General features: G+C 69.8%; 25 protein-coding genes. 7 read left to right on the top strand and 18 right to left on the bottom strand.

All coding sequences use genetic code 11. The annotated features are described in order from the left end of the window. Positions 1-113: 113 nt before the first annotated feature. Positions 114-1,112 carry a tRNA epoxyqueuosine(34) reductase QueG gene (gene queG / locus KAK06_RS16990; protein WP_310741111.1) on the top strand — a complete coding sequence of 333 codons (999 nt, stop codon included), beginning with the start codon at positions 114-116 and terminating at the stop codon, positions 1,110-1,112. On the opposite strand, the gene KAK06_RS16985 is transcribed toward queG, so the two are convergent. Continuing rightward, positions 1,113-2,021, bottom strand: coding sequence for an AEC family transporter (locus tag KAK06_RS16985; protein ID WP_210803329.1), 909 nt, complete (start codon positions 2,019-2,021; stop codon positions 1,113-1,115). A gap of 131 nt (positions 2,022-2,152) precedes the next feature. On the opposite strand from KAK06_RS16985, the gene KAK06_RS16980 reads away from it, so the two are divergent. Together KAK06_RS16980 and xerD are read left to right on the top strand one after the other, a co-directional pair. After that, positions 2,153-3,130: a tripartite tricarboxylate transporter substrate binding protein BugE gene (locus KAK06_RS16980; protein WP_210803328.1), complete on the top strand. Its 978-nt coding sequence runs from the start codon at positions 2,153-2,155 to the stop codon at positions 3,128-3,130. After that, positions 3,127-4,029, top strand: a complete 903-nt coding sequence (gene xerD / locus KAK06_RS16975; RefSeq protein WP_210803327.1) for a site-specific tyrosine recombinase XerD — start codon at positions 3,127-3,129, stop codon at positions 4,027-4,029. Before KAK06_RS16980 ends, xerD begins: the two co-directional genes overlap by 4 nt. 86 nt (positions 4,030-4,115) lie before the next feature. On the opposite strand, the gene KAK06_RS16970 is transcribed toward xerD, so the two are convergent. Continuing rightward, positions 4,116-5,069, bottom strand: coding sequence for a porin (locus KAK06_RS16970; RefSeq protein WP_210803326.1), 954 nt, complete (start codon positions 5,067-5,069; stop codon positions 4,116-4,118). A 216-nt stretch (positions 5,070-5,285) separates the two neighbouring features. Between KAK06_RS16970 and KAK06_RS16965 the strand changes: the two genes are divergently transcribed. Continuing rightward, positions 5,286-5,885: a MarC family protein gene (locus KAK06_RS16965; protein WP_210803325.1), complete on the top strand. Its 600-nt coding sequence runs from the start codon at positions 5,286-5,288 to the stop codon at positions 5,883-5,885. Between the two features lie 12 nt (positions 5,886-5,897). On the opposite strand, the gene KAK06_RS16960 is transcribed toward KAK06_RS16965, so the two are convergent. The 3 genes from KAK06_RS16960 to KAK06_RS16950 all read right to left on the bottom strand — a co-directional run bounded on the left by KAK06_RS16960 (position 5,898) and on the right by KAK06_RS16950 (position 8,452). Then, a complete protein-coding gene (locus KAK06_RS16960) occupies positions 5,898-6,650 on the bottom strand; it encodes an amino acid ABC transporter permease (protein ID WP_210803324.1) in 753 nt (250 codons plus the stop codon). Between the two features lie 22 nt (positions 6,651-6,672). Then, positions 6,673-7,545 (bottom strand): basic amino acid ABC transporter substrate-binding protein, encoded by an 873-nt coding sequence (locus tag KAK06_RS16955; protein ID WP_210803323.1) that lies wholly within the window; start codon positions 7,543-7,545, stop codon positions 6,673-6,675. Between the two features lie 103 nt (positions 7,546-7,648). Then, positions 7,649-8,452, bottom strand: coding sequence for a ferritin-like domain-containing protein (locus KAK06_RS16950; protein WP_210803322.1), 804 nt, complete (start codon positions 8,450-8,452; stop codon positions 7,649-7,651). 100 nt (positions 8,453-8,552) lie between these two features. Here KAK06_RS16950 and hslO point away from each other — a divergent pair, with 100 nt between their 5' ends. Beyond that, positions 8,553-9,587: an Hsp33 family molecular chaperone HslO gene (hslO, locus tag KAK06_RS16945; RefSeq protein ID WP_210803321.1), complete on the top strand. Its 1,035-nt coding sequence runs from the start codon at positions 8,553-8,555 to the stop codon at positions 9,585-9,587. Here the strand turns inward: hslO and KAK06_RS16940 are convergent, their stop codons facing one another. The 13 genes from KAK06_RS16940 to KAK06_RS16880 form a co-directional block, all read right to left on the bottom strand. After that, positions 9,588-10,280 (bottom strand): AAA family ATPase, encoded by a 693-nt coding sequence (locus KAK06_RS16940; protein ID WP_210803320.1) that lies wholly within the window; start codon positions 10,278-10,280, stop codon positions 9,588-9,590. Next, positions 10,267-10,902 (bottom strand): nicotinamide riboside transporter PnuC, encoded by a 636-nt coding sequence (gene pnuC, locus KAK06_RS16935; RefSeq protein WP_310741110.1) that lies wholly within the window; start codon positions 10,900-10,902, stop codon positions 10,267-10,269. The genes KAK06_RS16940 and pnuC overlap by 14 nt, the downstream gene beginning before the upstream one ends. Before the next feature lie 12 nt (positions 10,903-10,914). Beyond that, on the bottom strand, positions 10,915-11,193 hold the full coding sequence (locus KAK06_RS16930) for a septum formation initiator family protein (RefSeq protein ID WP_210803319.1): 279 nt from the start codon (positions 11,191-11,193) through the stop codon (positions 10,915-10,917). An 18-nt stretch (positions 11,194-11,211) separates the two neighbouring features. Continuing rightward, positions 11,212-12,495, bottom strand: a complete 1,284-nt coding sequence (gene eno, locus KAK06_RS16925) for a phosphopyruvate hydratase (RefSeq protein WP_210803318.1) — start codon at positions 12,493-12,495, stop codon at positions 11,212-11,214. 92 nt (positions 12,496-12,587) lie between these two features. Continuing rightward, entirely contained in the window at positions 12,588-12,884 is a 297-nt protein-coding gene (locus KAK06_RS16920; protein WP_210803317.1) for a DUF1330 domain-containing protein, read from the bottom strand. Positions 12,885-12,889: 5 nt separating this feature from the next. Then, positions 12,890-13,747: a 3-deoxy-8-phosphooctulonate synthase gene (kdsA, locus tag KAK06_RS16915; protein WP_210803316.1), complete on the bottom strand. Its 858-nt coding sequence runs from the start codon at positions 13,745-13,747 to the stop codon at positions 12,890-12,892. Between the two features lie 3 nt (positions 13,748-13,750). Continuing rightward, on the bottom strand, positions 13,751-15,412 hold the full coding sequence (pyrG, locus tag KAK06_RS16910) for a CTP synthase (RefSeq protein ID WP_210803315.1): 1,662 nt from the start codon (positions 15,410-15,412) through the stop codon (positions 13,751-13,753). 110 nt (positions 15,413-15,522) lie between these two features. Beyond that, on the bottom strand, positions 15,523-16,344 hold the full coding sequence (locus KAK06_RS16905) for a hypothetical protein (RefSeq protein ID WP_210803314.1): 822 nt from the start codon (positions 16,342-16,344) through the stop codon (positions 15,523-15,525). A 48-nt stretch (positions 16,345-16,392) separates the two neighbouring features. Next, complete coding sequence (locus tag KAK06_RS16900) at positions 16,393-17,256, bottom strand: alpha/beta fold hydrolase (protein WP_210803313.1); 864 nt, start codon at positions 17,254-17,256, stop codon at positions 16,393-16,395. A 186-nt stretch (positions 17,257-17,442) separates the two neighbouring features. Further along, positions 17,443-19,461, bottom strand: a complete 2,019-nt coding sequence (locus KAK06_RS16895; protein WP_210803312.1) for an AfsR/SARP family transcriptional regulator — start codon at positions 19,459-19,461, stop codon at positions 17,443-17,445. Positions 19,462-19,474: 13 nt separating this feature from the next. Then, entirely contained in the window at positions 19,475-20,299 is an 825-nt protein-coding gene (locus tag KAK06_RS16890; protein ID WP_210803311.1) for a proteasome-type protease, read from the bottom strand. Positions 20,300-20,303: 4 nt separating this feature from the next. Further along, entirely contained in the window at positions 20,304-22,841 is a 2,538-nt protein-coding gene (gene mutS / locus KAK06_RS16885; protein WP_210803376.1) for a DNA mismatch repair protein MutS, read from the bottom strand. A gap of 73 nt (positions 22,842-22,914) precedes the next feature. Beyond that, the gene (locus KAK06_RS16880) at positions 22,915-23,844 is read right to left on the bottom strand and encodes an inositol monophosphatase family protein (RefSeq protein WP_210803310.1); all 930 of its coding nucleotides are present in this window, start codon (positions 23,842-23,844) and stop codon (positions 22,915-22,917) included. Positions 23,845-23,984: 140 nt separating this feature from the next. Between KAK06_RS16880 and KAK06_RS16875 the strand changes: the two genes are divergently transcribed. Both KAK06_RS16875 and cysE read left to right on the top strand, forming a co-directional pair. Further along, the gene (locus KAK06_RS16875; protein ID WP_210803309.1) at positions 23,985-24,755 is read left to right on the top strand and encodes an RNA methyltransferase; all 771 of its coding nucleotides are present in this window, start codon (positions 23,985-23,987) and stop codon (positions 24,753-24,755) included. Between the two features lie 56 nt (positions 24,756-24,811). After that, on the top strand, positions 24,812-25,591 hold the full coding sequence (gene cysE / locus KAK06_RS16870) for a serine O-acetyltransferase (RefSeq protein ID WP_210803308.1): 780 nt from the start codon (positions 24,812-24,814) through the stop codon (positions 25,589-25,591). Positions 25,592-25,599: the final 8 nt, after the last annotated feature.

The raw sequence follows: 25,599 nt of genomic DNA, 5'->3' as shown, positions 1-25,599 counted from the left end.
GTCAGCGACAGGGGCAGGTGGAGCCACGGGCCCAGGCACTTGCGCAGCAGGTGGCGCAGGCATTGCCGGCGTGGGCCGCTGAGCTCGGATTTTCCCAGATCGGCGTCGCCGATGTGGATTTGCGCACCGCCGAGCCGGGTCTGCTGGCCTGGTTGTCGGCTGGCTGCCACGGCGAGATGGGCTACATGGCCCGCCATGGCCTGCTGCGCGCCCGGCCGGCCGAGCTGGTGCCGGGCACGCTGCGGGTGATCACCGCCCGCATGGACTACCTGCCGCGCGCCACACCCCCCACCTGGTGCCAGGACGAGCAGGCCCGGCTGGACCAGCCCGGCGAGGTGGTGGTGTCGCTCTATGCCCGCGGTCGGGACTACCACAAGGTGCTGCGCCAGCGCCTGCAACAGCTGGCCACGCGCATCGAGGCGCTGGTGGGCCCCTTCGGCCACCGCGTCTTCACCGACTCGGCGCCGGTGCTGGAGGTGGAACTGGCCAGCCGCAGTGGCCTGGGCTGGCGCGGCAAGCACACGCTGGCGCTGTCGCGCCAGGGCGGCTCGATGGCCTTCCTGGGGGAGCTCTTTGTGGACTTGCCGCTGCCGCTGACCGCGTCCGACAGCGCCCACTGCGGGGACTGCACGGCCTGCCTGTCGTCCTGTCCGACTGGCGCGATCGTGGCGCCGTACCGGCTGGATGCGCGGCGTTGCATCTCCTACCTGACGATCGAGCATGCCGGGCCGATCGACCCGGCGCTGCGGCCGCTGATCGGCAACCGGCTCTATGGCTGCGACGACTGTCAGCTGGCCTGCCCCTGGAACAAGTACGCCCAGCGAGCCATGCTGCCCGATTTCGACGCCCGCGCGCCCTGGTCGGCGCCGGGACTGCTGCCGCTGTGGGCCTGGGACGAAGCAGCCTTTCTGCGCCACACCGAGGGCAGCCCGATCCGCCGCATCGGCTGGGCGCGCTGGCGGCGCAACCTGGCGGTGGTCAGCGGCAATGCGCTGGCCGCCGGCCTGCCCGCAGACGAGGCCTTGGCACTGCGCGCAGCGCTGGCCCAGGCTCTGGAGACGGCCGAGCCGCAGGTGGGCGAGCACATCGCCTGGGCGCTGGACTGCGGTTGATCAGGCGGCCTGGGCCCAGCCCAGCGCGGCCAGCGCCAGCGGCAGACCCAGCATCGCGATCAGCGTGGACAGGCTGACCAGACCGGCCACGAAACCGCCATGGCCGCCCATGCGCGTGGCCAGCACGTAAGCGCTGGAAGCGGTGGGCAGGGCGGCGAAGGCCACCACCACGCTTTGCTGTGCGGACGGCAGACCGGCTGTGATCACCAGCGTGATGGCCCACAGGGGCAGCAGCAGATGGCGGATGCCCAGGAAGGCTGCCGCCAGCCGCGGTGCGTCGCGCAGCGCCCCCATCTGCAAGCCGGCACCCACGGCCATCAAGCCCAGCGGCAGCGCCGCGCTGCCCACCCGCGTCAGGGTGATGTTCAGCGGCTCGGGCAGGCGCAGTCCAGCGAGGTTGCACAGCAGCCCGGCCACGGTGGCGACGATCAGCGGATTGCGCGCCAGTTCGCGACCGAAGTGCTGGCCCGAGCGCCGCGCCAGCGGCCACACCGCGGCCACGTTGCACACCGGCACGCACAGCGCGATCAGCAGCGCGATCCAGGCCACGGCCTGCACGCCGCCCAGGCGCTCGGCCATCGCCAGGCCGACATAGGAATTGAAGCGGAACGCGGTCTGGGCGCCCGAGGCGTGGGTCAAGGCGTCCACCCCCTGCAGGTGACCCAGCGCATAGGCCAGCGCGATGCCCAGGCCGACCACCGCCAGGCCGCAGCCGGCAAAGCTCAGCATCTCGCCGGCCTGCAGCGGCTGACGCAGGATGGCCACGAACAGCAGCACCGGAAACAGCAGCCAATAGACCAGGCGCTCCACGCCGTCCCACACCGGCCGGTCCAGGGCGGTGTGGCGGCAGACGAGGTAGCCCGCAACAATCAGCAGGAAATCGGGCAGCAGCAGCAGGACCTGGGACATTCCCCGAGTGTGCCAGCGCCCGCCGTACGCAGTTTCCACAGCCCGGCCAGGGCCGGATGCGCTTCATCATGGCCCGGCGCTGCCTGGCGCGGTCACAATCAGTCATTGCCCCTTCTTGCGGAGACCTCCCGATGCGTTCACGCCCCCGTCTCGTCGTCCTGGCCGCGCTGTTCGGCCTGCCGCTGTGGAGCCCATCGCTGTGGGCCCAGTCCTACCCGTCCAAGCCGGTGAAGCTGGTGGTGCCGTTCGCCCCCGGTGGCACCACCGACATCATTGCCCGCGTGGTGGCCGAGAAGATCTCGCCGGCGCTGGGGCAGACGCTGGTGGTCGAGAACAAGGCGGGCGGCGGCGGCTCGGTCGGCGCCAACGAGACATCCAAGGCCACACCTGACGGCTACGCGCTGGGCATGGCCACGGTGTCGACCACCGCGGCCAACCCCGCGATCAACGCCAAGATCCCGTACAACCCGCTGACCGACTTCACGCCGATCATCAACATCGCCGCCACGCCCAATGTGATCGCGGTGCACCCGTCGTTCCCGGCCAAGGACTACAAGACCTTCCTCGAGGTGGTGCGCAAGAACCCCGGCAAGTACAGCTTCGCGTCCTCGGGCACCGGCGGCATCGGCCACCTGCAGATGGAGCTCTACAAGAGCCTGGCGGGCGTGTTCATCACGCACATCCCCTACCGGGGCGCCGGTCCGGCGCTGAACGACACCGTGGCTGGTCAGGTGCCGATCATCTTCGACAACCTGCCGTCGGCGCTGCCCTTCATCAAGGACGGCCGGCTGGTGCCGATCGTCGTGGCTGCGCCGCAGCGCCTGACGGTGCTGCCGAATGTGCCTACCTTCAAGGAAGTCGGCCTGGAGCCGGTGAACCGCATGGCCTACTACGGCGTCTACGGCCCCAAGGGCCTGCCCAAGGAGGTGGTGGACAAGGTCCATGACGCGGTCAAGCGCACAGCCGAGTTGCCTGAGGTGAAGAAGCGCATCGAGGACACCGGCTCGCTGCTGGTGCTGAACACGCCGGACCAGTTCCGCGAGCAGATCCGCGCCGAGTTTGACGTCTACAAGCAGGTGGTGGCGCGCCAGAAGCTCACGCTGGAGTGAGCACCTCGGGCGGCGACGCCGCCGTGGTTCGCCGCTTCAGCGACGCGCTGTGGCTGGAGGACGGGCTGTCGGCCAACACCCTGGCTGCCTACCGTCGCGACCTGGTGGCGCTGTCCGACTGGCTGGTCGGACAGCGCCAGACCAGCCTGCTCACGGCATCCGAATCTGATCTGCGTGCCTACACCGCGGCTCGGCACGCTGGCACGCGCGCCACCACGGCCAATCGGCGGCTGTCGGCCTTCCGCCGCTTCTACCGCTGGGCGCTGCGCGAGCGCCTGCTGGATGCCGATCCGACACTGCGGCTGGATGCTGCGCGCCAGCCGATGCGTGTGCCGCACACCCTCAGCGAGGCGCAGGTCGAGGCCCTGCTGAACGCCCCCGACACCGACACCCCGCTGGGCCAGCGCGACCGCTGCATGCTGGAGTTGATGTATGCCAGCGGACTGCGCGTGAGCGAGCTGGTGGGCTTGCAGAGCCTGCATGTCGGCCTGGCCGAAGGCGTGCTGCGGGTGACCGGCAAGGGCAACAAGGAGCGCCTGGTGCCCTTTGGTGAGCAGGCCCAGGTGTGGATCGAGCGCTACCTGGCCGAGGCCCGCGGTGCGCTGCTGGGCGCGCGCGCCTCATCGGCGCTGTTTGTCACCGTGCGCGGCGGGCCGATGACGCGCCAGATGTTCTGGCGACTGGTCAAGCAGTACGCGTTGCGGGCGGGCATCCGCGCGCCACTGTCGCCGCACACCCTGCGCCATGCCTTTGCGACCCACCTGCTCAACCACGGCGCCGATCTGCGCGTGGTGCAGCTGCTGCTGGGGCATGCCGACATCTCGACGACAACGATCTACACGCATGTGGCACGCGAGCGGCTCCAGCAGCTGCATGCGCGGCACCACCCGCGCGCCTGATTGCCGTTGTGGCGCAGCCATGAAAAAGGCCACCCGAAGGTGGCCTCGTGATGCGCTGGAGCACCCCTTTGCGGGGCGCCGCAGGATCAGAAGTTGTGGCGAACGCCCAGAGCCAGCGAGCTGACGTCGGCACCGGCGCCAGTCGAGTAGTAGGCGGCGGCGGCCTCGTTGTTGACCTTGGTGTAGAAGCCGTACACCTTGGTGCGCTTGCTCAGGTTGTAGTTCACGCCCAGGGTGACCTGGGTGGCGTCGGTGTTGGCCACGCCGCCGATTTCGCCGGCCTTGCCGTAGTTCAGGTGCAGCTCGGTGGCACCCATGGTGTACATGCCCGACAGGCGCCACGAGGTGCGATCGGCACCGGCCACGCCGCCGATGTCGCTGTTGCGGATGTAGTACGCGCCCAGGGTGGCGGCGCCGATGTCATAGGCGCCACGGACGCCCAGTTCACGGTGATCGCCGTCCTTTTCGTAGGAAGCGCCCAGGTGCAGCGGGCCACCTTCGTAGTTGCCGGTCAGCACCACGGTGCGGCCCAGGTCGCCCACGCGCTTTTCGGCGACTTGGGCGTCGATGGTCAAGCCACCCAGCGAGGGCGAGGTGTAGGCCACCATGTTGCTGCCACGACCCGGGTACAGGTAGAAGGCGTCCGACGAGATGCCGGTGTCGTGGTTGTGGTTGCTGATGTAGTCAGCCAGGGTGAAGTAGGCCATGTTCGGGCCCATGTTGCCCAGGCGCAGCTTGCCGAAGCTGCCCGACAGCCACACATTGCTTTCGCGGCCCCAGAAGGTGCCAGCGGCTTGACCGCTGGCGGCGTTGAAGCCGTGCTCGATCAGGAAACCAGCCTTCAGGCCGCCACCCAGGTCCTCGACGCCCTTGAAGCCGATGCGCGAGGAGTTGTCGTAAACGCCCTTGTCGGTGGTGTTGCCGGTCTTGCGGCTTTCGACGGTGACGTTCAGGCGGCCATAGACGGTGACCGAGCTCTGAGCGAAGGCGGGCGCCACGGTGGCGGCGGCCAGGGCGGTCAGGATGAGAGTCTTCTTCATAAGTACCTTGTACGGAAGAGAGTTGAAAACCACGCCGGTGCGGGTCTCGCCGGGCGGCGCAGGCGCTCTGAAGGCGTCGTGTCAAGATTTTAAGGGGCGGACCCGGGCCCGGTGCGTCACCACCCCCCCAAGGCCCCGCTGGCGCACTCAGACCGTGGCGTCGGCGCAACTGATCAAGGCAATCCAGGCGGTCGGCCGGCTGGGCACAATCACGCCATGGACCATACCTTTGCCTCGGCCCTGGTGCTGCTGCTGCTTGTGCTCGACCCTTTTGGCAGCCTGCCGATCTTCATTGCCGTGATGCGGGGCGTGGCGCCTGAGCGACGGCGCCTGGTGGCGCTGCGTGAGGCGGGCATCGCGTTCGCGGTGCTGCTGGCCTTCATGGTGTCGGGGCAGGGCTTCCTGAGCATCATGCACCTGTCCGAGCGATCGCTGGAAGTGGCGGGCGGTGTGATCCTGCTGATCATTGCCATGCGCATGATCTTCGCGTCGGGGGGGGAGATCTACGCCACCGACGGCGCCCGTGAGCCCATGATCTTTCCGCTGGCCGTGCCCCTGCTGGCCGGCCCGTCGGCCATGGCCACGGTGCTGCTGCTGGCCTCGCGCCAGCCGGAGAAGCTGTGGTCCTGGGTGGGCGCGCTGACGCTGGCCATGGTGGTCAGCACGGTGGTGCTGATGTCGGCCGAGCGCATCCGCAAGCTGATCGGCACGCCGATGGTCTCGGCGCTGGAAAAGCTGATGGGTCTGGTGCTGACGGCCATCGCCACCGAGATGGTGCTGGCCGGGCTGAAGCGCTATTTCTTCGACAGCCCCTGAGGCGAGCCCAGCTCAGCGGCCGCGCAAATGGTCCGGCGCCTCCAGGCGCGTGGCCAGCGTTGACAGGATCAGCGTCAGGACCAGGTACATCGCCGAGATGGCCAGGTAGGGCTCCCAGTAGCGCGAATAGGCGCCCGCCACCGTGCGCGCGGCCAGGGCCAGCTCGGCCAGGCCGATCGCCGACACCAGCGACGAGTCCTTGATGAGGGTGACGCCCTCGTTGACCAGGGCCGGCACCATGCGGCGGAAGGCCTGCGGCAGGATCACGAAGCGCATCGCCTGACTGTGGGTCAGGCCCAGGCTCCAGGCGGCCTGGGTCTGGCCGCGGTGGATGCTTTCAATGCCGGCGCGGAAGATCTCGGAGATGTAGGCGCCGGCGTTCAGCGACAGGGCCACGGCGCCCGAGAAGAAGGCGCCGTACTCCTGGCGGAACTCGCGGGCGGTGTCGCCCGCCAACAGCAGACCGCTGTCAGGGTGCACCAGGGCCGGCATCACCGCGAAGTGCACCAGCAGGATCTGCACGAACAGCGGTGTGCCGCGGAAAAAGGTGACGTAGGCCAGCGTGACGCCGCGCAGCGCCCGCAGACCCCAATCCAGCGCCATCGACTTGGGGCGAGGCGCATCGCGCGAGCTGCTGACCAGCCCGAACAGCGCGCCCAGCACCAGGCCTGCGGCGATGGCCACCACGGTGATCTTGACCGTGGTGATCAGGCCGTCCATGAACAGCGGCCAGTAGCCGCTCAGGATGTCCCAGCGCAAGTCCATGGACGGCGTCTCCCCGCGACGATCAGTTCGACGCGGCGGAGGCCGGGGCGGCCGGGGCGGCTGCCGGCGGCTCGGTGCCGAAGGTCTTCTTGTAGATCGCGGCGTAGGTGCCGTCGGCCTTCACCGCGGCCAGGCCCTTGTTGACCATGGCCAGCAGTTCGGCGTTGCCCTTCTTGACGGCGATGCCGTATTGCTCCGGCGCGAAGGACTTGGTGTCGGCCACGGTCTTGAACTTGGCACCCGGGTTGTTGGCCACATAGTGGATGACCACGCCGTTGTCGGCGACCACGGCGTCGACGCCACCGGCCTCCAGCTCCTTCAGGGCCAGCGGGGTGGACTCGAAGCGCTTGGTGGTGCTGGCGGTCTTGCCTTGCAGCTTGGTCACGACCTCGTCACCGGTGGTGCCGGTCTGCACGCCGACCTTGGCCTTCTTCAGGTCATCGAACTTGGCGACCTTGGAGCTTTCCTTCACGGCGATCAGCTGGATCGCGTCGAAGTAGGGGTCGGAGAAGTCCATGCTCTGCTTGCGCTCGTCGGTGATGGTGATCGACGAGATCAGCAGGTCGCGGTCGCCCTGGCCCAGCGCGTTGAAGATGCCTTCCCAGGGGGTGTTCTGGAACTTGACCTGGAAGCCGCCCTTCTCGGCCACGGCGGTCAGCAGGTCGACCGAGAAGCCGACGATCTCGCCCTTCTCGTTCTGGAACTCGAAGGGGGCGTAGGCGGCATCGGTGCCCACCACGTACACCTTGGGCGCCGGGGCGGCGGCGGACGCGGGGGCGGCGGCCGATGCGGCCGGAGCCGGCGGCGCCTCCTGCTTGCCGCAGGCGGCCAGCACCAGGGTGGCCAGCAGGGTGCCGGCGGCCTTCAGGAAGCGACGGGTGTCGTGTTGGGCCATGAGTTCCTCGTTTGCCGTGGGTTCGGCGTAGTGGTGAAACGGTCAGTTTACGGCGCCTGCCACCGAATGGCATGCGGTTTGTCCCGCGGAAGGCTTGCAAGCCTCATGCCTTGCTGTCGGCCTCCAGGCGCACCAACTCGGCGTCGCTGAAGCCGGCGCGGCGGCGGGCTTCCAGGTTCAGCGGTGCGCGCAGGCGCGGGGCCTGGTAGCGCTGCGCCAACTCGGGGTACAGCGCCAGCGCGTCCAGACCGCGCTGCTGGCACAGCCACAGGTACCAGTGGTTGCCGATGGCGACATGGCCCACCTCGTCGCGCAGGATGATGTCCAGGATGGCCACGGCGGCATGGTCGCCGGCCTTGGCCAGGCGCGCCTGGATCGGGGGCGTGGCGTCCAGGCCGCGCGCCTCCAGGGTGCGCGGCACCAAGGCCATGCGGGCGACGATGTCGCTGGCGGTGGCCGCGGTCATGCGCCACAGGCCGTCGTGGGCGTCGAAGTCGCCGTAGGCGTGGCCCAGCGTGGCCAGGTGGTCGCGCAGCAGCCGGAAGTGCAGCGCCTCTTCGGCGGCCACCTGCAGCCAGTCGCGGTAGAAGTCGGGCGGCATGCCGGCGAAGCGCCACACCGCGTCCAGCGCCAGGTTGATGGCGTTGAACTCGATGTGGCAGATCGCGTGCAGCAGCGCCGCACGGCCCGCCACGGTGTGGACCGAGCGCTGCGCCACCTGGGTGGCTGCCACCAGCCGTGGCCGCTGCGGACGGCCGGGCAGGGCGGCGTCATCGGCGCTCATCGTCGCCTGCGGGTCGGCGGCCGCACCTTGCTGCACCGCCTGGAAAAGGGCGGTGACCGCGACACACTTGGCCTCGGGATCGGTCAGTTGCAAGACCCTCAGTGCTTCGGCGCGGACGTCCATCCGTAGAATTATCCCCATCGCGCCCCTGGAAAACCGCCCCGGGCGCCCCACCTGAGCATCCGGCCGCCGCTGCCCCTTGTCGCAGCCGGCGGCTTTTTCCATGAGCGAACTCCACACATTCATCTTCGAAGGCCTGCCGGTGCGCGGCATGCTGGTGCGACTGACCGACAGCTGGCGCGAGGTGCTGACCCGCCGCGAGGAAGCCGGCGCCTTCCCGCCTGAGGTGCGCCAGTTGTTGGGCGAAATGGCCGCTGCCGCCACGCTGATGCAGGCCAACATCAAGTTCAACGGCGCGCTGATCCTGCAGGTGCTGGGCGACGGCCCGGTCAAGCTGGCGGTGGCCGAGGCCAACAGCGAGCTGGGTTTTCGGGCCACCGCCAAGGTGGTGGGCGAGGTGCCGGCGGGCGCCCAGCTGGAGGCCCTGCTGAACGTGCATGGGAAGGGTCGCTGCGCGATCACGCTGGACCCCAAGGACCGCCTGCCCGGGCAGCAACCCTACCAAGGCGTGGTGCCGCTGCATGGTGACCAGCGCGAGCCGCTGCAGCAGCTCTCGCAGGTGCTGGAGCACTACATGCTGCAGTCCGAGCAACTCGACACCCGCCTGGTGCTGGCTGCCAACGACGAGATCGCCGCCGGGCTGCTGATCCAGCGCTTGCCGGTGGAGGGCGAGGGCAACCTGGGGGGCCGGTACGGCGCCGGGCCGTCCCAAGCCGGACCGAGCCCCCGCGGGGGGCAGCCGGCGCAGCCGGCGTGGGGGCAGTCATGGGGCAACGAGGACGAGATCGGGCTGTCCGAGGCCTTCAACCGCATCGCCCACCTCAGCGCCACGCTCACGCGCGATGAACTGCTGACGCTGGACGCCGACACCATCCTGCGCCGGCTGTTCTGGGAAGAGACGGTGCGTCGCTTTGAGCCGCGGGCACCGCGCTTTGCCTGCAGCTGCTCGGCCGAGCGGGTGCGCGGCATGCTCAGCTCGCTGGGCCGCGACGAGGCCGACAGCATCCTTGCCGAGCGCGGCGAGATCGAGGTGGGCTGCGACTTCTGCGGCCGCCACTACCGCTTCGATGCGGTGGATGTGGGCGAGCTGTTCACGCCCGGGGCGCACCCGGGCGACGAGGGCGCGACCCGCCACTGATCAACGTTGCGCCAACTGGCGCAGCGCGTGTTCGCAGCCCGGGTCGTCGCAATGGTCGCAGCGCCACGGCCGGCCCGCCGGGCCGCTGTCACGCTCGTCCAGTCGGCTGAAGAGGCCACGGCCCGGGGTGCGCCGGGCGCGCAGCAGCGGGGCCACCGCGTCCACGGCCGATTCCAGCCGGTCCCGGCCGCTTCCGCGCACGACCGAGAACGGCAGGCCGGCGCCGACCAGCAGGCGACGCAGGCGCGCATCCACCGGCGCGCGCACCTGCGGGCCATCCCGCTGCAGCCCGTCGGCCTGCCAGGGCAGGTCCAGCGCGGTCAGCAGCGTCAGCGCGCAGTGCTTCTGCCAGGCCTGGGCGGGGGCGTCCAGGCTGTCGTCGCCAAACACCTGGTGGTGGTAGACCGCGGTCATCAGCGGCGTGGTGTCGGCCACCACCACCGCATGGGTGGCGCAGGCCTCGGCCAGGTGGCGCGCCTGCTCGGCGGCGATGCCGTCCTGCTCGTGCTGGCGCGGCGTGCGGCCCTGGCGGTCGCACCATGCGCGCAGCACCTCGGGCACAGCAGTGCAGGCCAGGCCGGTGTCGTCCACCAGGCGCTGTGCCAGAGCGGCGGCCAGCGTGCTTTTGCCGGTGCTTTCGGCGCCGACGATGGCCAGCAGCAGCGCGCCGTGCGGCGGTTCAGGCCAGCGCATCGCGGCGCTCCAGCTGCAGCCAGGCGCGCCAGCCGGCCATGGCCATCAGCGCAAACAGGCCGTACAGCGCCGTGGTCAACCACAGCGCCTTGCTGGCGAACAGCACCACGCTGATGAGGTTCACCGCCACCCACACCGGCCAGTTCTCCAGCGCCTTGCGGCCCAGCAGCAGCGTGCCGGCGATGCTGCCCACGGTGGGCAGGGCGTCCAGCCACGGTGTGGTGCTGTCGGTGGCGCTGATCAGCAGGCCGGCCAGTGCCGGCCAGGCCAGCAGGGTGGCCGCGGCGATGCGCCAGCGCTGGGCGGCGCTGAGCCGGTGCACGCGCAGTGGCGTGCCATCCTGACCGGTGCCGCGCAGCCAGCACCACCAGCCCCAGGCGGCCATCCCCACGAAGAACAGCTGCAGCGCCGCCTCACCGTACAGCTTCGAGCTGGCAAACAGCAAGGCATAGAGCAGCGAGCTGGCAATCGCCAGCGGCCAGGCCGCCGGGTGTACCCGCATGTTCAACACCACCATGGCCAGCGCCAGCAGCGTGCCCAGCAGCTCGGCGCGGCTGACCGGTGTGCCGACCAGCGTGAACACCGGCGCGAGCAGCGGCGCAGCGGCCTGCAGCAGGTCCACGGGGGCGCAGGGTCAGCGGCGCGCGCCGGAGACGACCACCAGGGTCTCGTCGGGGCGCACCATGCCCAGCTCGCGCCGGGCCTTTTCCTCGACCATCTCCAGGCCCTCCTTGAGGTCGGCGACCTCGGCCTGGGTGCGCTCGTTGCGCCCGCGCAGCACGTCGTTGGCCGCGAGCTGGGCGCTCAGCTCGGACTGCAGCGCCATCACATGCGGCACGCCGCCCTTGCCGAACCACAGCTCCGCCTGCACCAGCACCAGCAGCGCGGCCAGGACGAAGGGGACGAGTCGCATGGGCAGGGATTGTGCCGCTTACTTCAGGTTGTAGAACGCCGCACGGCCCGGGTAGACCGCGACATCACCCAGGTCTTCCTCGATGCGCAGCAACTGGTTGTACTTGGCCATGCGGTCCGAGCGCGACAGCGAGCCGGTCTTGATCTGGCCGGCGTTCAGGCCCACCGCGATGTCGGCGATGGTGGAATCCTCGGTCTCGCCCGAGCGGTGCGACACCACGGCGGTGTAGCCGGCGCGTTTGGCCATCTCGATCGCGGCGAAGGTTTCGCTGAGCGTGCCGATCTGGTTGATCTTGATGAGGATCGAGTTGGCGATGCCCTGGTCGATGCCCTGCTTCAGGATCTTGGTGTTGGTGACGAACAGGTCGTCGCCGACCAGCTGGACCTTCTTGCCCAGGCGCTCGGTCAGGTGCTTCCAGCCGTCCCAGTCGCCTTCGTGCATGCCGTCCTCGATCGAGACGATCGGGTACTTGTCGCACCAGGTGGCCAGGATGTCGGTCCACTCGGGCGCGGTCAGCTGCAGACCTTCGCCGTCCAGGTGGTACTTGCCGTCCTTGTAGAACTCGCTGGCGGCGCAGTCCAGGCCGATGGCGATCTGGGTGCCGGCGGTGAAGCCGGCCTTGTCGATGGCCTCCAGGATCAGCTGGATCGCGGCCTCGTGGCTGGGCAGGCTGGGGGCGAAGCCGCCCTCGTCACCCACGGTGGTGCTCATGCCCTTGGCGTCGATGATCTTCTTGAGCGCATGGAAGACCTCGGCGCCGTAGCGCAGCGACTCGCGGAAGCTCGGCGCACCCACCGGGATGATCATGAACTCCTGCAGGTCCAGGCTGTTGTTGGCGTGGGCACCGCCGTTGATGACGTTCATCATCGGCACCGGCAGCTGCACCGCGCCCATGCCGCCGAAGTAGCGGTACAGCGGCAGGCCGCTTTCTTCAGCGGCGGCGCGGGCCACGGCCATCGAGACCGCCAGCATCGCGTTGGCGCCCAGGCGGCTCTTGTTCTCGGTGCCGTCCAGGTCGATCAGGGTCTTGTCCAGGAAGGACTGTTCGGTGGCGTCCAGGCCCAGCACGGCCTCACTGATCTCGGTGTTGATGTGGTTGACGGCCTTGAGCACGCCCTTGCCCAGGTAGCGGCTCTTGTCGCCGTCGCGCAGCTCGATGGCCTCGCGCGAGCCGGTGGACGCGCCCGAGGGCACGGCGGCGCGGCCCAGCGTGCCGCTTTCCAGCAGCACGTCGCACTCGACGGTGGGGTTGCCGCGGCTGTCCAGGATCTCGCGGCCGACGATGTCAACGATGGCACTCATGTTTCAACACTCCATTAGGCTAAGAATTCGGTGGGGGCGGTGCGCAGCATGCCGGCTGGCGGTTACCTGCGCAGATCATTCGGTGGGCAGGCTCACTCGGGACCGTCGACGACGATCATGCGCATCACGCCGGCGCCTTCTCGCACCTGGCGGGCCTGCGTGTAGGTCTGGCTGTCATAGAAGGCCTGCGCTGCGGCGCGGCCGGCGGCAAACTTCAGCACCACGATGCGGGTGGGGGCCCAGTCGCCCTCCATCACCGCGGGGGCACCGCCACGCACGACGATCTCGGCGCCATGCTCGGCCATGGCGCGGCTGCTCCATTGGCGGTACTCGGCCATCTTCTGTTCGTCGGTGACGGTGACGTCGGCGATGACGTAGGCGGCAGGCATGGTGATCAGGCGCTGAAATCCGTTTCCAGCAGCGGCTGGCTCTTGACCACGCGGTCCAGTGCCACCAACTGCGCCAGCAGTGCGCGCATGTGCTTGAGCGGCACGGCGTTCGGGCCGTCGCTCCAGGCCTTGGCGGGCTCGGGGTGGGTTTCCATGAACAGACCGGCCACACCGGCGGCCACGCCGGCGCGGGCCAGCACCGGCACCATCTCGCGGGCGCCGCCGCTGGAGCCGCCCAGCCCGCCGGGCTTTTGCACCGAGTGGGTGACGTCAAAGACCACTGGCGCGCCGGACTGGCGCATCGCGGCCAGGCTGGTCATGTCGGCGACCAGGTTGTTGTAGCCAAAGCTCACACCGCGTTCGCAGGCCAGAAAGCGGTCTTCGCTGAGGCCGGCTTCGCGCGCGGCGGCGCGGGCCTTGTCGATGACGTTCACCATGTCCCAGGGCGCCAGGAACTGCCCCTTCTTGATGTTCACCGGCTTGCCGGACTTGGCCACGGCGCGGATGAAATCGGTCTGGCGGCACAGGAAGGCCGGCGTCTGCAGAACATCGACCACGCTGGCCACCTCGGCCACCTGCGACTCATCGTGCACATCGGTCAGCACCGGCAGACCGGTCTGGCGGCGCACCTCATCAAGGATCTGCAGGCCCTTGTCCAGGCCCAGGCCGCGCGCGGTGGTGCCGGACGATCGGTTGGCCTTGTCGAACGAGCCCTTGTAGATCAGCGGGATGCCCAGCGCCGTGCAGGCTTCCTTGAGCTGGCCGGCCACGTCCAGCGACAGCTGCAGCCCTTCGATCGAGCAGGTGCCGGCGATCAGGAAGAAGGGCCGCGTGAGGCCGACCTCGAATCCGCACAGCTGCATGGCTCAGCCCTTCTTCGCGCGGGCCGCCTGGTGGTCCAGCGCGGCCTTGATGTAGCTCTTGAACAGCGGGTGGCTGCCCCAGGGCGTGGACTTGAACTCGGGGTGGAACTGCACGCCGACGAACCAGGGGTGCACCTCGCGCGGCAGCTCGACCATCTCGGTGAGCTTCTCGCGCTGGGTGATGGCCGAGATCACCAGGCCGGCCTTCTGCAGCGCATCCAGGTAATGCTCGTTGGCCTCGTAGCGGTGGCGGTGGCGCTCGGTGACGACCGGGCCGTAGATCTCGTGGGCCAGCGTGCCGGGCTTGACGTCGGAGCTTTGCGCACCCAGGCGCATCGTGCCGCCCAGGTCGGAGTGGGCATCGCGCTTCTGGATCGAGCCGTCGGCGTCCTGCCACTCGTCGATCAGGGCGATCACCTTGTGCGGCGCGTCGGGGTCGAACTCGGTGGAGTTGGCGCCGGCCAGGCCGGCCATGTGGCGGGCGTACTCGATGGTGGCGACCTGCATGCCCAGGCAGATGCCCAGATAGGGCAGCTTGTGCTCGCGGGCAGCGCGGGCGGCCGAGATCTTGCCCTCCACGCCGCGCTTGCCGAAGCCGCCGGGCACCAGCACGGCGTCGTACTTGCCCAACTCAGCGGCGGCGTTGTCGTCGGTGAGGGTTTCCGAGTCGACGTACTCGATCGTCACCTTCACATGGTGCTGCAGGCCGGCGTGGCGCAGTGCCTCGTTGAGCGACTTGTAGGAGTCCGACAGGTCGGTGTACTTGCCGCACATGGCGATGGTGACCTCGCCGCGGGGCTGCTCGACCTCGCTGACCAGGCGGTCCCAGGTCTTCAGGTCGGCCGGGCGGGTCAGCAGCTGCAGCTTCATGCAGATCAGCTCGTCCAGGCCCTGCTCGTGCAGCATGCGCGGCACCTTGTAGATGGTGTCGGCGTCCCAGACCGAGATCACGCCATGCGGCGGCACATTGGTGAACAGCGAGATCTTCTCGCGCTCCTCGGCCGGCACTTCCACATCGGCGCGGCACAGCAGCGCGTCGGGCTGGATACCGATCTCGCGCAGCTTCTGAACGGTGTGCTGGGTGGGCTTGGTCTTCAGTTCACCCGCGGCCTTGATGTAGGGCACGTAGGTCAGGTGCACGAAGGCGGTGTTGCCGGCGCCCATCTTCAGGCTCAGCTGACGCACGGCTTCCAGGAAGGGCAGTGATTCGATGTCGCCCACCGTGCCGCCGATCTCGCAGATCGCCACATCCACCGCATCCGGCGTGCCGAAGCCGGCGCCGCGCTTGACGTACTCCTGAATCTCGTTGGTGACATGCGGGATGACCTGCACCGTCTTGCCGAGATAGTCGCCGCGGCGCTCTTTCTCGAGCACGCTCTTGTAGATCTGGCCGCTGGTGAAGTTGTTGGCCTTGCGCATGCGCGTCGTGATGAAGCGCTCGTAGTGGCCCAGGTCGAGGTCGGTCTCGGCGCCGTCGTCGGTGACGAAGACCTCGCCATGCTGCATCGGCGACATGGTGCCCGGATCAACGTTGAGGTACGGATCCAGCTTGATGAGGGTGACCTTGAGGCCGCGCGATTCGAGGATCGCAGCCAGCGAAGCCGACGCGATGCCCTTGCCCAGCGAGGACACCACACCGCCGGTGACGAAGACGAACTTGGTCATGTCATGGGGCATCCGGCGACCCGCTGAGCAGCGGCCGGAGACGAATGCCGTGGTGGTAAAGCCTGATTATACCGACCGACGGCAACCGTCTCCCTCCAACGGGGGAGGGCTCAGGGCACGGTGCAGGGACAGGGCTGGCGCCAGTCGATGCCGGAGTCGGACGTCAGCGTCCAGTCCGTGTAGACCTGTCCGGTCCAATAGTCGCGCAGCTCGACCACGCCGTCCCACAGCAGCCCGCTGGCCGGCGTGCTGGTCCGGGCGGAGCCCGGCGCGCCCATCGCCGCCGCCCCGGCGCTGGCGGTGAGCGTGGCGGCCAGCCAGAACGGGGCGTCGTTCATCACCAACAGGCTCACGCTGGCCGTGTCGTTCACTGGCAGGAACACGTCCAGGTTGCCGATCTCGGAGCGGATGCCCCAGCTGCCGCCGCCCACATAGGCACCATCGGCGAAGACGCCGGCGCTCAGCCTGGAGGACCCGGACCAGCCATGGGCTTCCAGCTCACCCTGCACCTTCAGCCGCACGGTCAGGAGCAGGGCCGCACGCGTGTCGACACCGGACACCGAGATGGTCCAACGATCGGCGAAACCGGTCAGGCTGCGGTCGGCCTCGTCGGACACCGTGCTGCTGATGGCCAGCACGGCGCCCTTGCCGGCCAGGGATTTGGCCTTGCCCCTCGAGCTGCCGCCGCTGATGCCGTTGTAGTGGCTCGCCGCCTTGCTGGTCAGCGCCGGCGCCACGCTGGACTCCTTGCACTTGTACTGGCCAGCGACAAAGCCGTCTTGCAGGTGGATGCCGTTGTAGGCATGGCCGTTGCCGCGGCCGGAGCAGCTGTAGGCGAAGTTGCCCGACTGCTGCAGTGAGGGCGTGGCATAGGCGGCCTGCAGGCCCAGGGACAGCACGACAGTGGCGCCGATGTGGAGAAGACGGGGCATGGCATGTCCTTTGACGCGCGGCCCCGGCGTCTTCACACGGCAGGGGCCTCAGGGTGGGCAGTGGGGAAGGGGTGGGGCGCTCAGGGCGCCAGGCTGCTCGAAATCGCGGAACAGCCTCAGGACCAGGTCGGCGGTGGCCTCGGGGCGCTCCATCGGAAACAGGTGGGTGCCCTCGAGGCGCACGAAACGCGGGCCGGCGAGGCGGCGTGATGCGGCATCGCCGCCCTGACGCATCTCGGCCGACTGCGTGCCGGCGATGAAACCCACTGGACAGCGCAGCGGATGGCGGCGCAGCAGCGGGCCCAGGTGATGCGGCAGGCTGTTGTAGATGCGGGTCTCGACCTCGCGCTCGAAATGCAAGCGGACCTCGCCGCTGGCGGTACCGGCCATGCCGGTGTCGACGTAGTCGCGCAGCACGCGCGGGTCCCAGCGGGCAAAGGCCGGCTTGGACTGGAAGTGGGCCAGCGCCGCGTCGCGGTCCGGCCAGGCCTGGCGGCGGCGGTTCGAGACCTGTCCCGGGCCCAGGCGCTGCACCAGCCCGGCGCGCTTGATGACATGCAGCACTTGCGCCCGCCAGCCGGTGATGAGCGGCGAGTCCAGCAGCACCACGCCGGCACACAGCGCGGGGCGGTGGCTGGCGGCCAGCATGCTGAGCAGACCGCCGAGCGAGTGACCGACCAGCAACACCGGCGCCTGGCTGGCGCCGGCGATGAAGTCGAGCAGTTCATCGCGCAGGCCGCTCCAGCGCGGGCCCACCGGGTAGCGCGGGTCGTGGCCGAAACGCTCGGGCGCGTGGACGGTGTAGCCGGCGGCGCGCCAGCGCTCGAACAGCACCCGGTAGGTCCCGGCCGGAAAGCCGTTGGCGTGGGCGAAGACGATGGTGCGCGAAGGCGCAGCGGGGCGCGGGTCCAAGCGGATTCCTGGGCAGATGGGGCGCCCGATGTTGCCATGGGCGGCGGGCGAGGCGGAGGGCGCACAGTCTAGGTCCGGTGGTCGGCGGGTGAACCCACTGTCGCCCAACGGTGGCCGACCCGCACCAACGGATGACCAACGGTTGCTGCGCTTGAACCCTTGGATCCAGGGGGGGCAGGGACTTCGTCAGGCGGGAAGCTCAGGGGCGCCCGCGGCCCGGCCCAGTGCCTGGGTCTCCTGGCCGGGGCCCACGCCCAACGCGCTGGCCAGTGCGTCGCAGCAGCGCCGGTAGGCGCGCAGCGCCTCGGCGCGCTCGCCATGCACCAGCAGCGCGCGCATCAGCGCCCGGTGCAAGGGCTCGGCCAGCGAGTCGACCCCCACCGCCTGGCGGTACAGCGCCAGTGCGCCGGCCCAGTCGCCGCGCGCCTCCAGTGCCTGGCCCCAGGCTTCGATCGACTGCAGATAGGTCAGTGACAGGCGCTCGCGCGCCAGGCGCATCGGGCCGGTGAGGGTGTCGGTGCCCAGCAGGCGGCCCCGGTACAGACCGAACAGACGCCGGGCGTCGTGGGCCAGTGCGTCCAACGGCGCGTGGCCGGCCGCCAGGCGCTCGCGCAGGCGGGCCGAGAGCTGCTCAAAAGCCGCCGCGTCGCACCACACCAGCGCCGGGTCCAGCGCCACCGTGCCCTGACTGACCAGCACAGCCTCGGGACATTCCAGCAGCTTGCGCAGGCGCGAGATCGCCATCTCCAGCGAGGCCTTGGGGGCATCGGCCTCCAGCGACGGCCACAGCGCATCGATCACCTGGTCGGTGCCCAGCGGGCCGCCGCCATGCGCGGCCAGCAGCGCCAGCAGCTCCAGCGGCTTGCGCTGCGACTTGCCGCCCGAGGCCACGGGCGTGCCCTGCCGGCTGAGCACCAGCGGCCCCAGCACCTGCACCGCCACCGGCCGCGGCCAGTCGCTGCGGGTGGGATCGGGGGCGGTCAGGTGGCGGTCGCGGATCGTCGCCTGCACGAACTCGGGCTCGATGCCGGCGTCCAGTGCCAGTTGGCACAGGCGCGCGCTGAGCTGCGGCGCGGTCATCAGGAAACGGGTGTAGCCCAGCCGGGCGGCGTCGGCCAGTGCGCTGCCCAGGCGGTCCAGGGCCACGTCGGGCTGGGTGTCCAGGCGGGCCAGCACCTCGACGAAGGCGATCATGGTCTCAAGGATCTCGGCCTGGCTGCCGGTCTGGCTGGCGCGCAGGCCGGCCAGCTCGGCCAGCGCCTGGTCAAAGCGGCCCAGGGCGGCCAGGATGTTGGCGCGCAGGCCGTGGTAGGCGCCCTGGTCGCGCTCGGGCACCTCCAGGTCGCCGCACAGGGCCAGCAGGCGATCGGTCAGGGCCAGGGCCACTGCGTTCTCGCCGCGGAAGGCGCGGTAGCTGGCCTGGGCGCGCAGGCCCTGCACCAGGAAGCCGGCACGCAACTCGGGCATCAGGGCATCGAGCTCGCGGTCGATGCGGGCGGCCCGCTCCAGCTGGCCGCCGTGCAGGGCCAGCGACATCTCGCTGCACAGCTCGGCCACGCGGTAGGTCTCCAGGCCGTGCGTGCGGATCAGCGTCTCCAACCGCTGGCGGGCCTGTTGCGCCGCGGCCAGCTCGCCGAAATACTCGGCGTGTCCCAGTACCAGCAGCCACCACTGGGCCTGCTCGGCGGGTGACAAGGGATCCAGCTTCAGCCGCTCTTGCTGCACCGCCTGCACCCGGCTGACGGCCGTGGTGTCGAGCTGCATCGAGAAGTGATCGAGCAGCACCTTGGCCAGCACCAGACGCTGCGAGGGCAGCAGGGTGTCGCTGGCGTGCAGGCCGCGCAGCAGCGCCTGGGCGACCTGGTTCAGCCAGGCTGTCGGCAGCAGTGCGGGGTCGTCGTCGATGTAGGGCAGCACCAGGGCGGCGCCACAGCGGCGCATGGCCGGGGGCTCGCCCGCGGCGGCCTGGGCCAGCAAGGGCGCCCCAGCGGTGGTGTCCAGCCGCTCACGCAGGTGACGGCACCAGCGCTGGCGGCCGCGAAAGTCGACATAGTTCAGGCCGATGCCCAGCAGGATGCCGACGCAGGCCTCGTCGGCCAGCGCGGTGTTGCCGCTGCGGGTGGCCTGCGTGAACAGGGCTTCCAGCGCGCTCCGGGCCCGCAGCTCGTCATCGACCAGCAGGGCCAGGGCGGCGGGGAGGTCCATCACGCCGGCCCGCTCAGACGATCTTGTCCTCGGGTCGGGCGATCTTGCGCATGGGCTCGTAGCGACCGGTGTCGGTCATCAGCGGGTGGTTGGCGGCGCCGCCGTCCCACTGCGGGTCGTCGATGCCCTCGAAGACCTCGCGCAGGCGCTGGCCCCAGGTCTCGTGGATCATGCGGAAGTAGGGGTTCTCGTTGTCGATGCAGACGATGCGGTCGCTCTTCAACTGCCCCTCTTCGTAGACCAGCAGGTCCAGCGGCAGGCCCACCGACAGGTTGGATTTGAGGGTGGAGTCCATTGACACCAAGGCGCACTTGGCGGCCTCGTCCAGCGGCGTGGTGGGCGTGAGCACGCGGTCGAGGATGGGCTTGCCGTACTTGCTTTCACCCACCTGGAAGAAGCAGGTCTCGCGCGTGGCCTCGATGAAGTTGCCGGCCGAATAAACCAGGAACAGGCGCATGGCCTCGCCCTTGATCTGGCCGCCGAAGATCATCGAGCAGTTGAAGTCGATGCCGGCGGCCTTCAGCGCCGGGCCATCCTGCTCGTAGACCCGGCGCACCGCGCTGCCCAGCACGCGGGCGGCGTCGAACATGCTGGTGGCGTTCCAGATGGTGATCGGCTCATCGTCGCCATTGGGCAGGCGCTCGACCTGCAGGATCTCGCGCACCGACTGGCTGATGCTGAGGTTGCCGGCCGACAGCAGGGTCATGAAGCGCTCGCCCGGCTTCTCGTAAACGATCATCTTGCGGAAAGTGCTGATCGCGTCCAGGCCCGCGTTGGTGCGCGAGTCGCTGAGGAAGACGAGGCCGGCGTTGAGCCGGATGCCGACGCAGTAGGTCATGGCTTCACTGGGATTGGAGTTTCTTCAGCCGGTACAGCGCATCCAGCGCCTCCCGGGGGGTGAGGGTATCCGGATCGATGGCGGCCAGGGCCTCCTCGACCTCTGAACAGGTGACAGGCTGTGCGGCGGGTGGGGCAGCGAACAGGTCGACCTGCGACTCGCCGCTGCGCGACTGCGCCTCCAGCGCCTCGAGTGTGGTGCGCGCCTGGCGCACGAGTGCCGGTGGCATGCCGGCCAGGCGGGCCACCTGCACGCCGTAGCTGCGGCTGGCGGGGCCGGGCTCGATGGCGTGCAGGAAGACGATGTCCTCGCCGCTCTCGGCCGCGCTGACATGCCAGTTCTGCGCCCGCTCATGGCGGCGCGGGAACTCGGTCAGCTCGAAATAGTGGGTGGCGAACAGCGTGAAGGCCTTGTTGCGGTCGTGCAGGTGGCTGGCGATCGCCGAGGCCAGCGCCAGGCCGTCAAAGGTGGAGGTGCCGCGGCCGATCTCGTCCATCAGCACCAGCGACTGCTCGGTGGCGCCGTGGATGATCTGCGCCGCCTCGGTCATCTCCAGCATGAAGGTGGACTGGGCGTTGGCCAGGTCATCGGCGGCGCCGATGCGGGTGTGGATGGCGTCCATTGGTCCCAGTCGGCAGCGCCGCGCGGGCACGCAGGAGCCCATGGCGGCCAGCAGCGCGATCAGCGCCACCTGGCGCATAAAGGTGCTCTTGCCGCCCATGTTGGGGCCGGTGACGATCAGCATGCGGGTGCGGGCGTCCAGGCGGCAGTCGTTGGCGATGAACTCGCCACCGCCGGTCTCGGCCAGCCGAGCTTCGACCACCGGGTGGCGACCGGCCTCGATCTCGATCGCCGGGTGGCGCACGAACTCGGGCGTGCACCAGCCCAGCGTGGCGGCGCGTTCGGCCAGCGCGGCCAGCGCGTCCAAGGTGGCCAGCGCGTGGGCCAGGGCGCTCAGCGGGCGCAGGTGGGCCTGCAGCTGGTCGAGCAACTGCTCAAAGAGGAACTTCTCGCGCGCCAGCGCCCGGTCCTGGGCCGACAGCGCCTTGTCCTCGAAGGTCTTCAGTTCGGGCGTGATGAAGCGCTCGGCGTTCTTCAGGGTCTGGCGGCGCTGGTAGTCGGCGGGCACGCGGTCCAGGCCGGAACTGGTGACCTCGATGTAGAAGCCGTGCACCTTGTTGAACTGCACCCGCAGGTTGGCAATGCCGGTGCGCGCGCGCTCACGGGTCTCCAGGTCCAGCAGGAAGGCGTCGCAGTTCTGGCCGATGGCACGCAGTTCATCCAGCTCGGCATCGAAGCCGGTGGCGATCACGCCGCCGTCGCGCAGCAGCACGGCCGGCTCCTCGGCCACGGCGCGCAGCAGCAACTCGGCGATGGCGGGCTCGGGCGACAGGTCGGCCAGGCTCTGGTCGAGCAGCGCGGTGCCGAAAGGCACGACCGCGCGCAGCGCCGGCAGCGAGGCCAGCGTGTGGCGCAGGCCGGAGAGCTCGCGCGGGCGCACCTGGCGCAGCGCGATGCGCGCGGTGATGCGCTCGACATCGCTGACCTGGCGCAGGGCTTCGCGCAGGGCCTCGAAGCCGGCCTCCTGCAGCGTGCCGATCGCCGCCAGCCGCGCGCTGGCGGTGCTGCGATCGCGCTGCGGGTGGGTCAGCCAGTGGCGCAGCGCGCGGCTGCCCATGCCGGTGCGGCAGGTGTCGAGCAGCGACAGCAGTGTCGGCGCGCGTTCGCCGCGCAGCGTCTCGGTCAGTTCCAGGTTGCGCAGCGTGGCGGGGGGCAGCTCGATCAGGTCGGAGCTGCGCTCCACCGTCAGCGTCTGCACATGGGCCAGCGCCCGGCCCTGGGTGTGCTCGGCATAGGACAGCAGCGCGGCGGCGGCGGCGTGGCCGGCGCCCATCTCCTGGGCATTGAAGCCGGCCAGCGTGGCCACGCGCAGCTGTTCGCACAGCTTGCGCAGGCCCAGGCCGGCGTCGAACTGCCAGGCGGGGCGCATCGTGCGCGCGGCTTGGCATTGCCGCACGGCCGGCGGCAGGTCCTCGCGGTCGACCAGGATCTCGGCCGGCGCCAGGCGGGCCAGCCAGCCGGCCAGTTCACGCTCGCCGCACTCGGCCAGGCCCAGCTGCCCGCTGGCCAGGCCCAGCCAGGCCAGGCCGAAGGTGGCCTTGTGGCGCGACAGCGCCAGCAACAGGGTCTCGCTGCGTTCGTCCAGCAGCTCGGCATCGGTGACGGTGCCGGGGGTGACCACGCGCACCACCTTGCGCTCGACCGGCCCCTTGGCCGTCGCCACGTCGCCCACCTGCTCGGCCACGGCCACGGCCTCACCCAGCTTCAGCAGCCGCGCGAGGTAGTTCTCGACCGAATGCACCGGCACGCCGGCCATGACCACCGGCTCGCCATTGCTCTGGCCGCGGGTGGTGAGCGTGATGTCGAGCAGCCGGTGCGCCTTGCGGGCGTCGTCGAAGAACAGCTCGTAGAAGTCGCCCATCCGGTAGAAGAGCAGGGTCTCGGGGAACCCGGCCTTCAGGCGGAAATACTGGGCCATCATTGGCGTGTGGCCCGCGAACTCGTCGGCGCCTGGCGGCGCGTCGGCTGCCCTGCTCACGCTGCTGGCGGGCCGATCAGAACGGGGCGTCGTCGCCCGGGGCGGGCTCGGCGGCCTTCTTGCGCAGCCGGATGGGCTTGCGCTCGACCGGCGCGGCGTCGGCGGCCGGTGCCGGCGGCGGGGCGGGTTCTTCGTCGCTGATCACGCGGGTGAACGGGGTCAGCAATTGCACCAGCTGCGCATAGACCTTGGGGTTGCCGGCCACCACCTCGCGCTGGTGCAGGAAGTCGGCCTCGCCGGTGAAGTTGCCGATCAGGCCACCGGCCTCGGTGATGATCAGCGAGCCGGCGGCGATGTCCCAGGGTGACAGGCCGGTCTCGAAGAAGCCGTCGGTGTAGCCGGCGGCCACGTAGCACAGGTCCAGCGCGGCCGAGCCCGGGCGGCGCACACCGGCGCAGTGCGGCAGCACCGCCTCGAACATCTTCAGGTAGCGCTGGACGTTGTCGCCCTTGCGGAACGGAAAGCCGGTGCCGACCAGCGAATCGGCCAGGCGGGTGCGGCGCGAGACGCGCAGGCGCTTGTCATTGAGGTAGGCGCCACGGCCCTTGGAGGCGATGAAGAGGTCGTTGCGGGTGGGGTCGTAGACGACAGCCTGCTCGATCTTGCCGCGGAAGGACAGCGCGATCGACACGCAGTAGACCGGGAAGCCGTGGATGAAATTGGTGGTGCCGTCCAGCGGGTCGATGATCCAGACGAAGTCGCTGTGCTTGGCGCCGTGGGTGCGGCCGGACTCTTCCGCCAGGATGCCGTGGCCGGGGTAGGCGGTCAGCAGGGTCTCGATGATGGCCTGCTCGGCGGCCTGGTCGACCTCGGTGACGAAGTCATTGGGCGCCTTGGTGTTGACCTTCAGCGAATCCACGTCCAGTGAGGCCCGGTTGATGATCGAGCCGGCCGCGCGGGCCGCCTTGATGGCAATGTTGAGCATCGGGTGGAGGGATTGCGACATGGGACTTCAGGCGGCAAGGGAGCCGGCGCCCAGAGGCGCTGGCGGGACGTGGCGACGAGGATCAAAGAGCACGGGCCCGCGCGTCCGTTCAGCGACAGGCGCGACAATGCCCAGGGCAAACCCGCATTCTAGCCGCAGCCATGTCCGACCCGACCGTTGATTCCTCACAAGCGACCGCGCCGTCGGCCGCCCGCTTCGTGCTGGTGGGCACCAGCCATGCCGGCAATGTGGGCGCGGCGGCGCGCGCGATGAAGGTCATGGGCTTTCATGATCTGGTGCTGGTGGCGCCGCGCTGGCCCGATGTGCTGACGCGCGACGAAACCCTGGCCCTGGCCAGCGGCGCCGACGACGTGCTGCGCGCTGCGCGCGTGGTGGACACGCTGGTGGAAGCGCTGGATGGCATCACCTGGGCCTGCGCCACCGCGATGACCCCGCGCGATTTCGGCCCGCCCACCGAGGCGCCGCGGCCGCACCTCGCCGCGCTGGCGGATGGCGATCACCGCGTGGCCTTTGTCTTCGGCAGCGAGCGCTTCGGCCTGGGCAATGACGATGTCTACCGCTGCCACGCCTGCCTGAGCATCCCCACCGCGCCGGACTTTGGCTCGCTGAACCTGGCGCAGGCGGTGCAACTGATCGCCTACGAGTGGCGAGAGGCGCTGGGCAGTTTCCCGGTGCAGCCGCGGACCGCCCCGGTGCGCCAGGCCGACGCGACCATGGTGCAAGGCCTGCTGGCCCACTGGCGCGAGATGCTGGTGCAGATCGGCTTTCTGGACCCGGCCGCGCCCAAGAAGCTGATGCCGCGCCTGAACCAGTTGGCCAACCGCCTGCAGCCCACCGAGGAGGAGGTGCACATCCTGCGCGGCATCGCGCGCACCATGCAGCAGCGTGATGGTGGCGGGCGTCAGCGCTGACAGCAGGTTTTCCGGGCGCGGGCTACACTGGTCCTGACATTGTCGTCCCCACTGCCATGTTCCACCGCCTGCGCGAAGACATCGCCTGCATCCTTGAGCGTGACCCGGCTGCCCGCAGCACCTGGGAGGTGCTGACCTGTTATCCGGGCCTGCACGCGCTGGTGCTGCACCGCCGGGCGAACTGGTGCTGGCGGCATGGCTTCAAGTGGCTGGGCCGTTTCATCTCGCATGTCTCGCGCTGGGCCACCGGTATCGAGATCCACCCGGGCGCCACGATCGGCCACCGGGTCTTCATCGACCACGGCATGGGCGTGGTGATCGGCGAGATGGCCGAGATCGGCGACGGCTGCACGATTTACCAGGGTGTGACGCTGGGCGGCACCTCGCTGGTCAAGGGCGCCAAGCGCCACCCCACGCTGGAGGCCGGCGTGATCGTCGGTGCCAACGCGGCGGTGCTGGGTGGCTTCACCGTGGGCGCAGGGGCCCGCGTGGGCTCGGGCGCAGTGGTGACCAAGCCGGTGCCGGCGGGCGCCACGGCGGTGGGCAACCCGGCGCGCATCATCCAGGCTGACAAGGACCAGGAGCGCGAGGCCGCGGCTGCGCGCATGGGCTTCTCGGCCTACGGTGTGACAGCGGGCGATGATCCGGTGGCGCAGGCGATGAAAGGCCTGATCGACAACGCCTCGACCCACGAGCACCAGATCGCGCTGCTGTGGCAGGCGATCGAGAAGCTCTCGGCCCAGGCGCGCGAGCTGCCGGCCGCCGAATGCGTGCCGCAAGACGCCCACACCACCGAGCAGTTCGACGCCGAGCGCCTGAACCGCCTGGTCAAGTGATGCAGTAC

This window comes from Ideonella aquatica (genome assembly GCF_018069755.1).
GTDB lineage: Bacteria > Pseudomonadota > Gammaproteobacteria > Burkholderiales > Burkholderiaceae_C > Ideonella > Ideonella aquatica.
The sequence above is the reverse complement of the archived record's forward strand: the minus strand, read 5'-3'. Positions and strand labels throughout refer to the sequence as shown.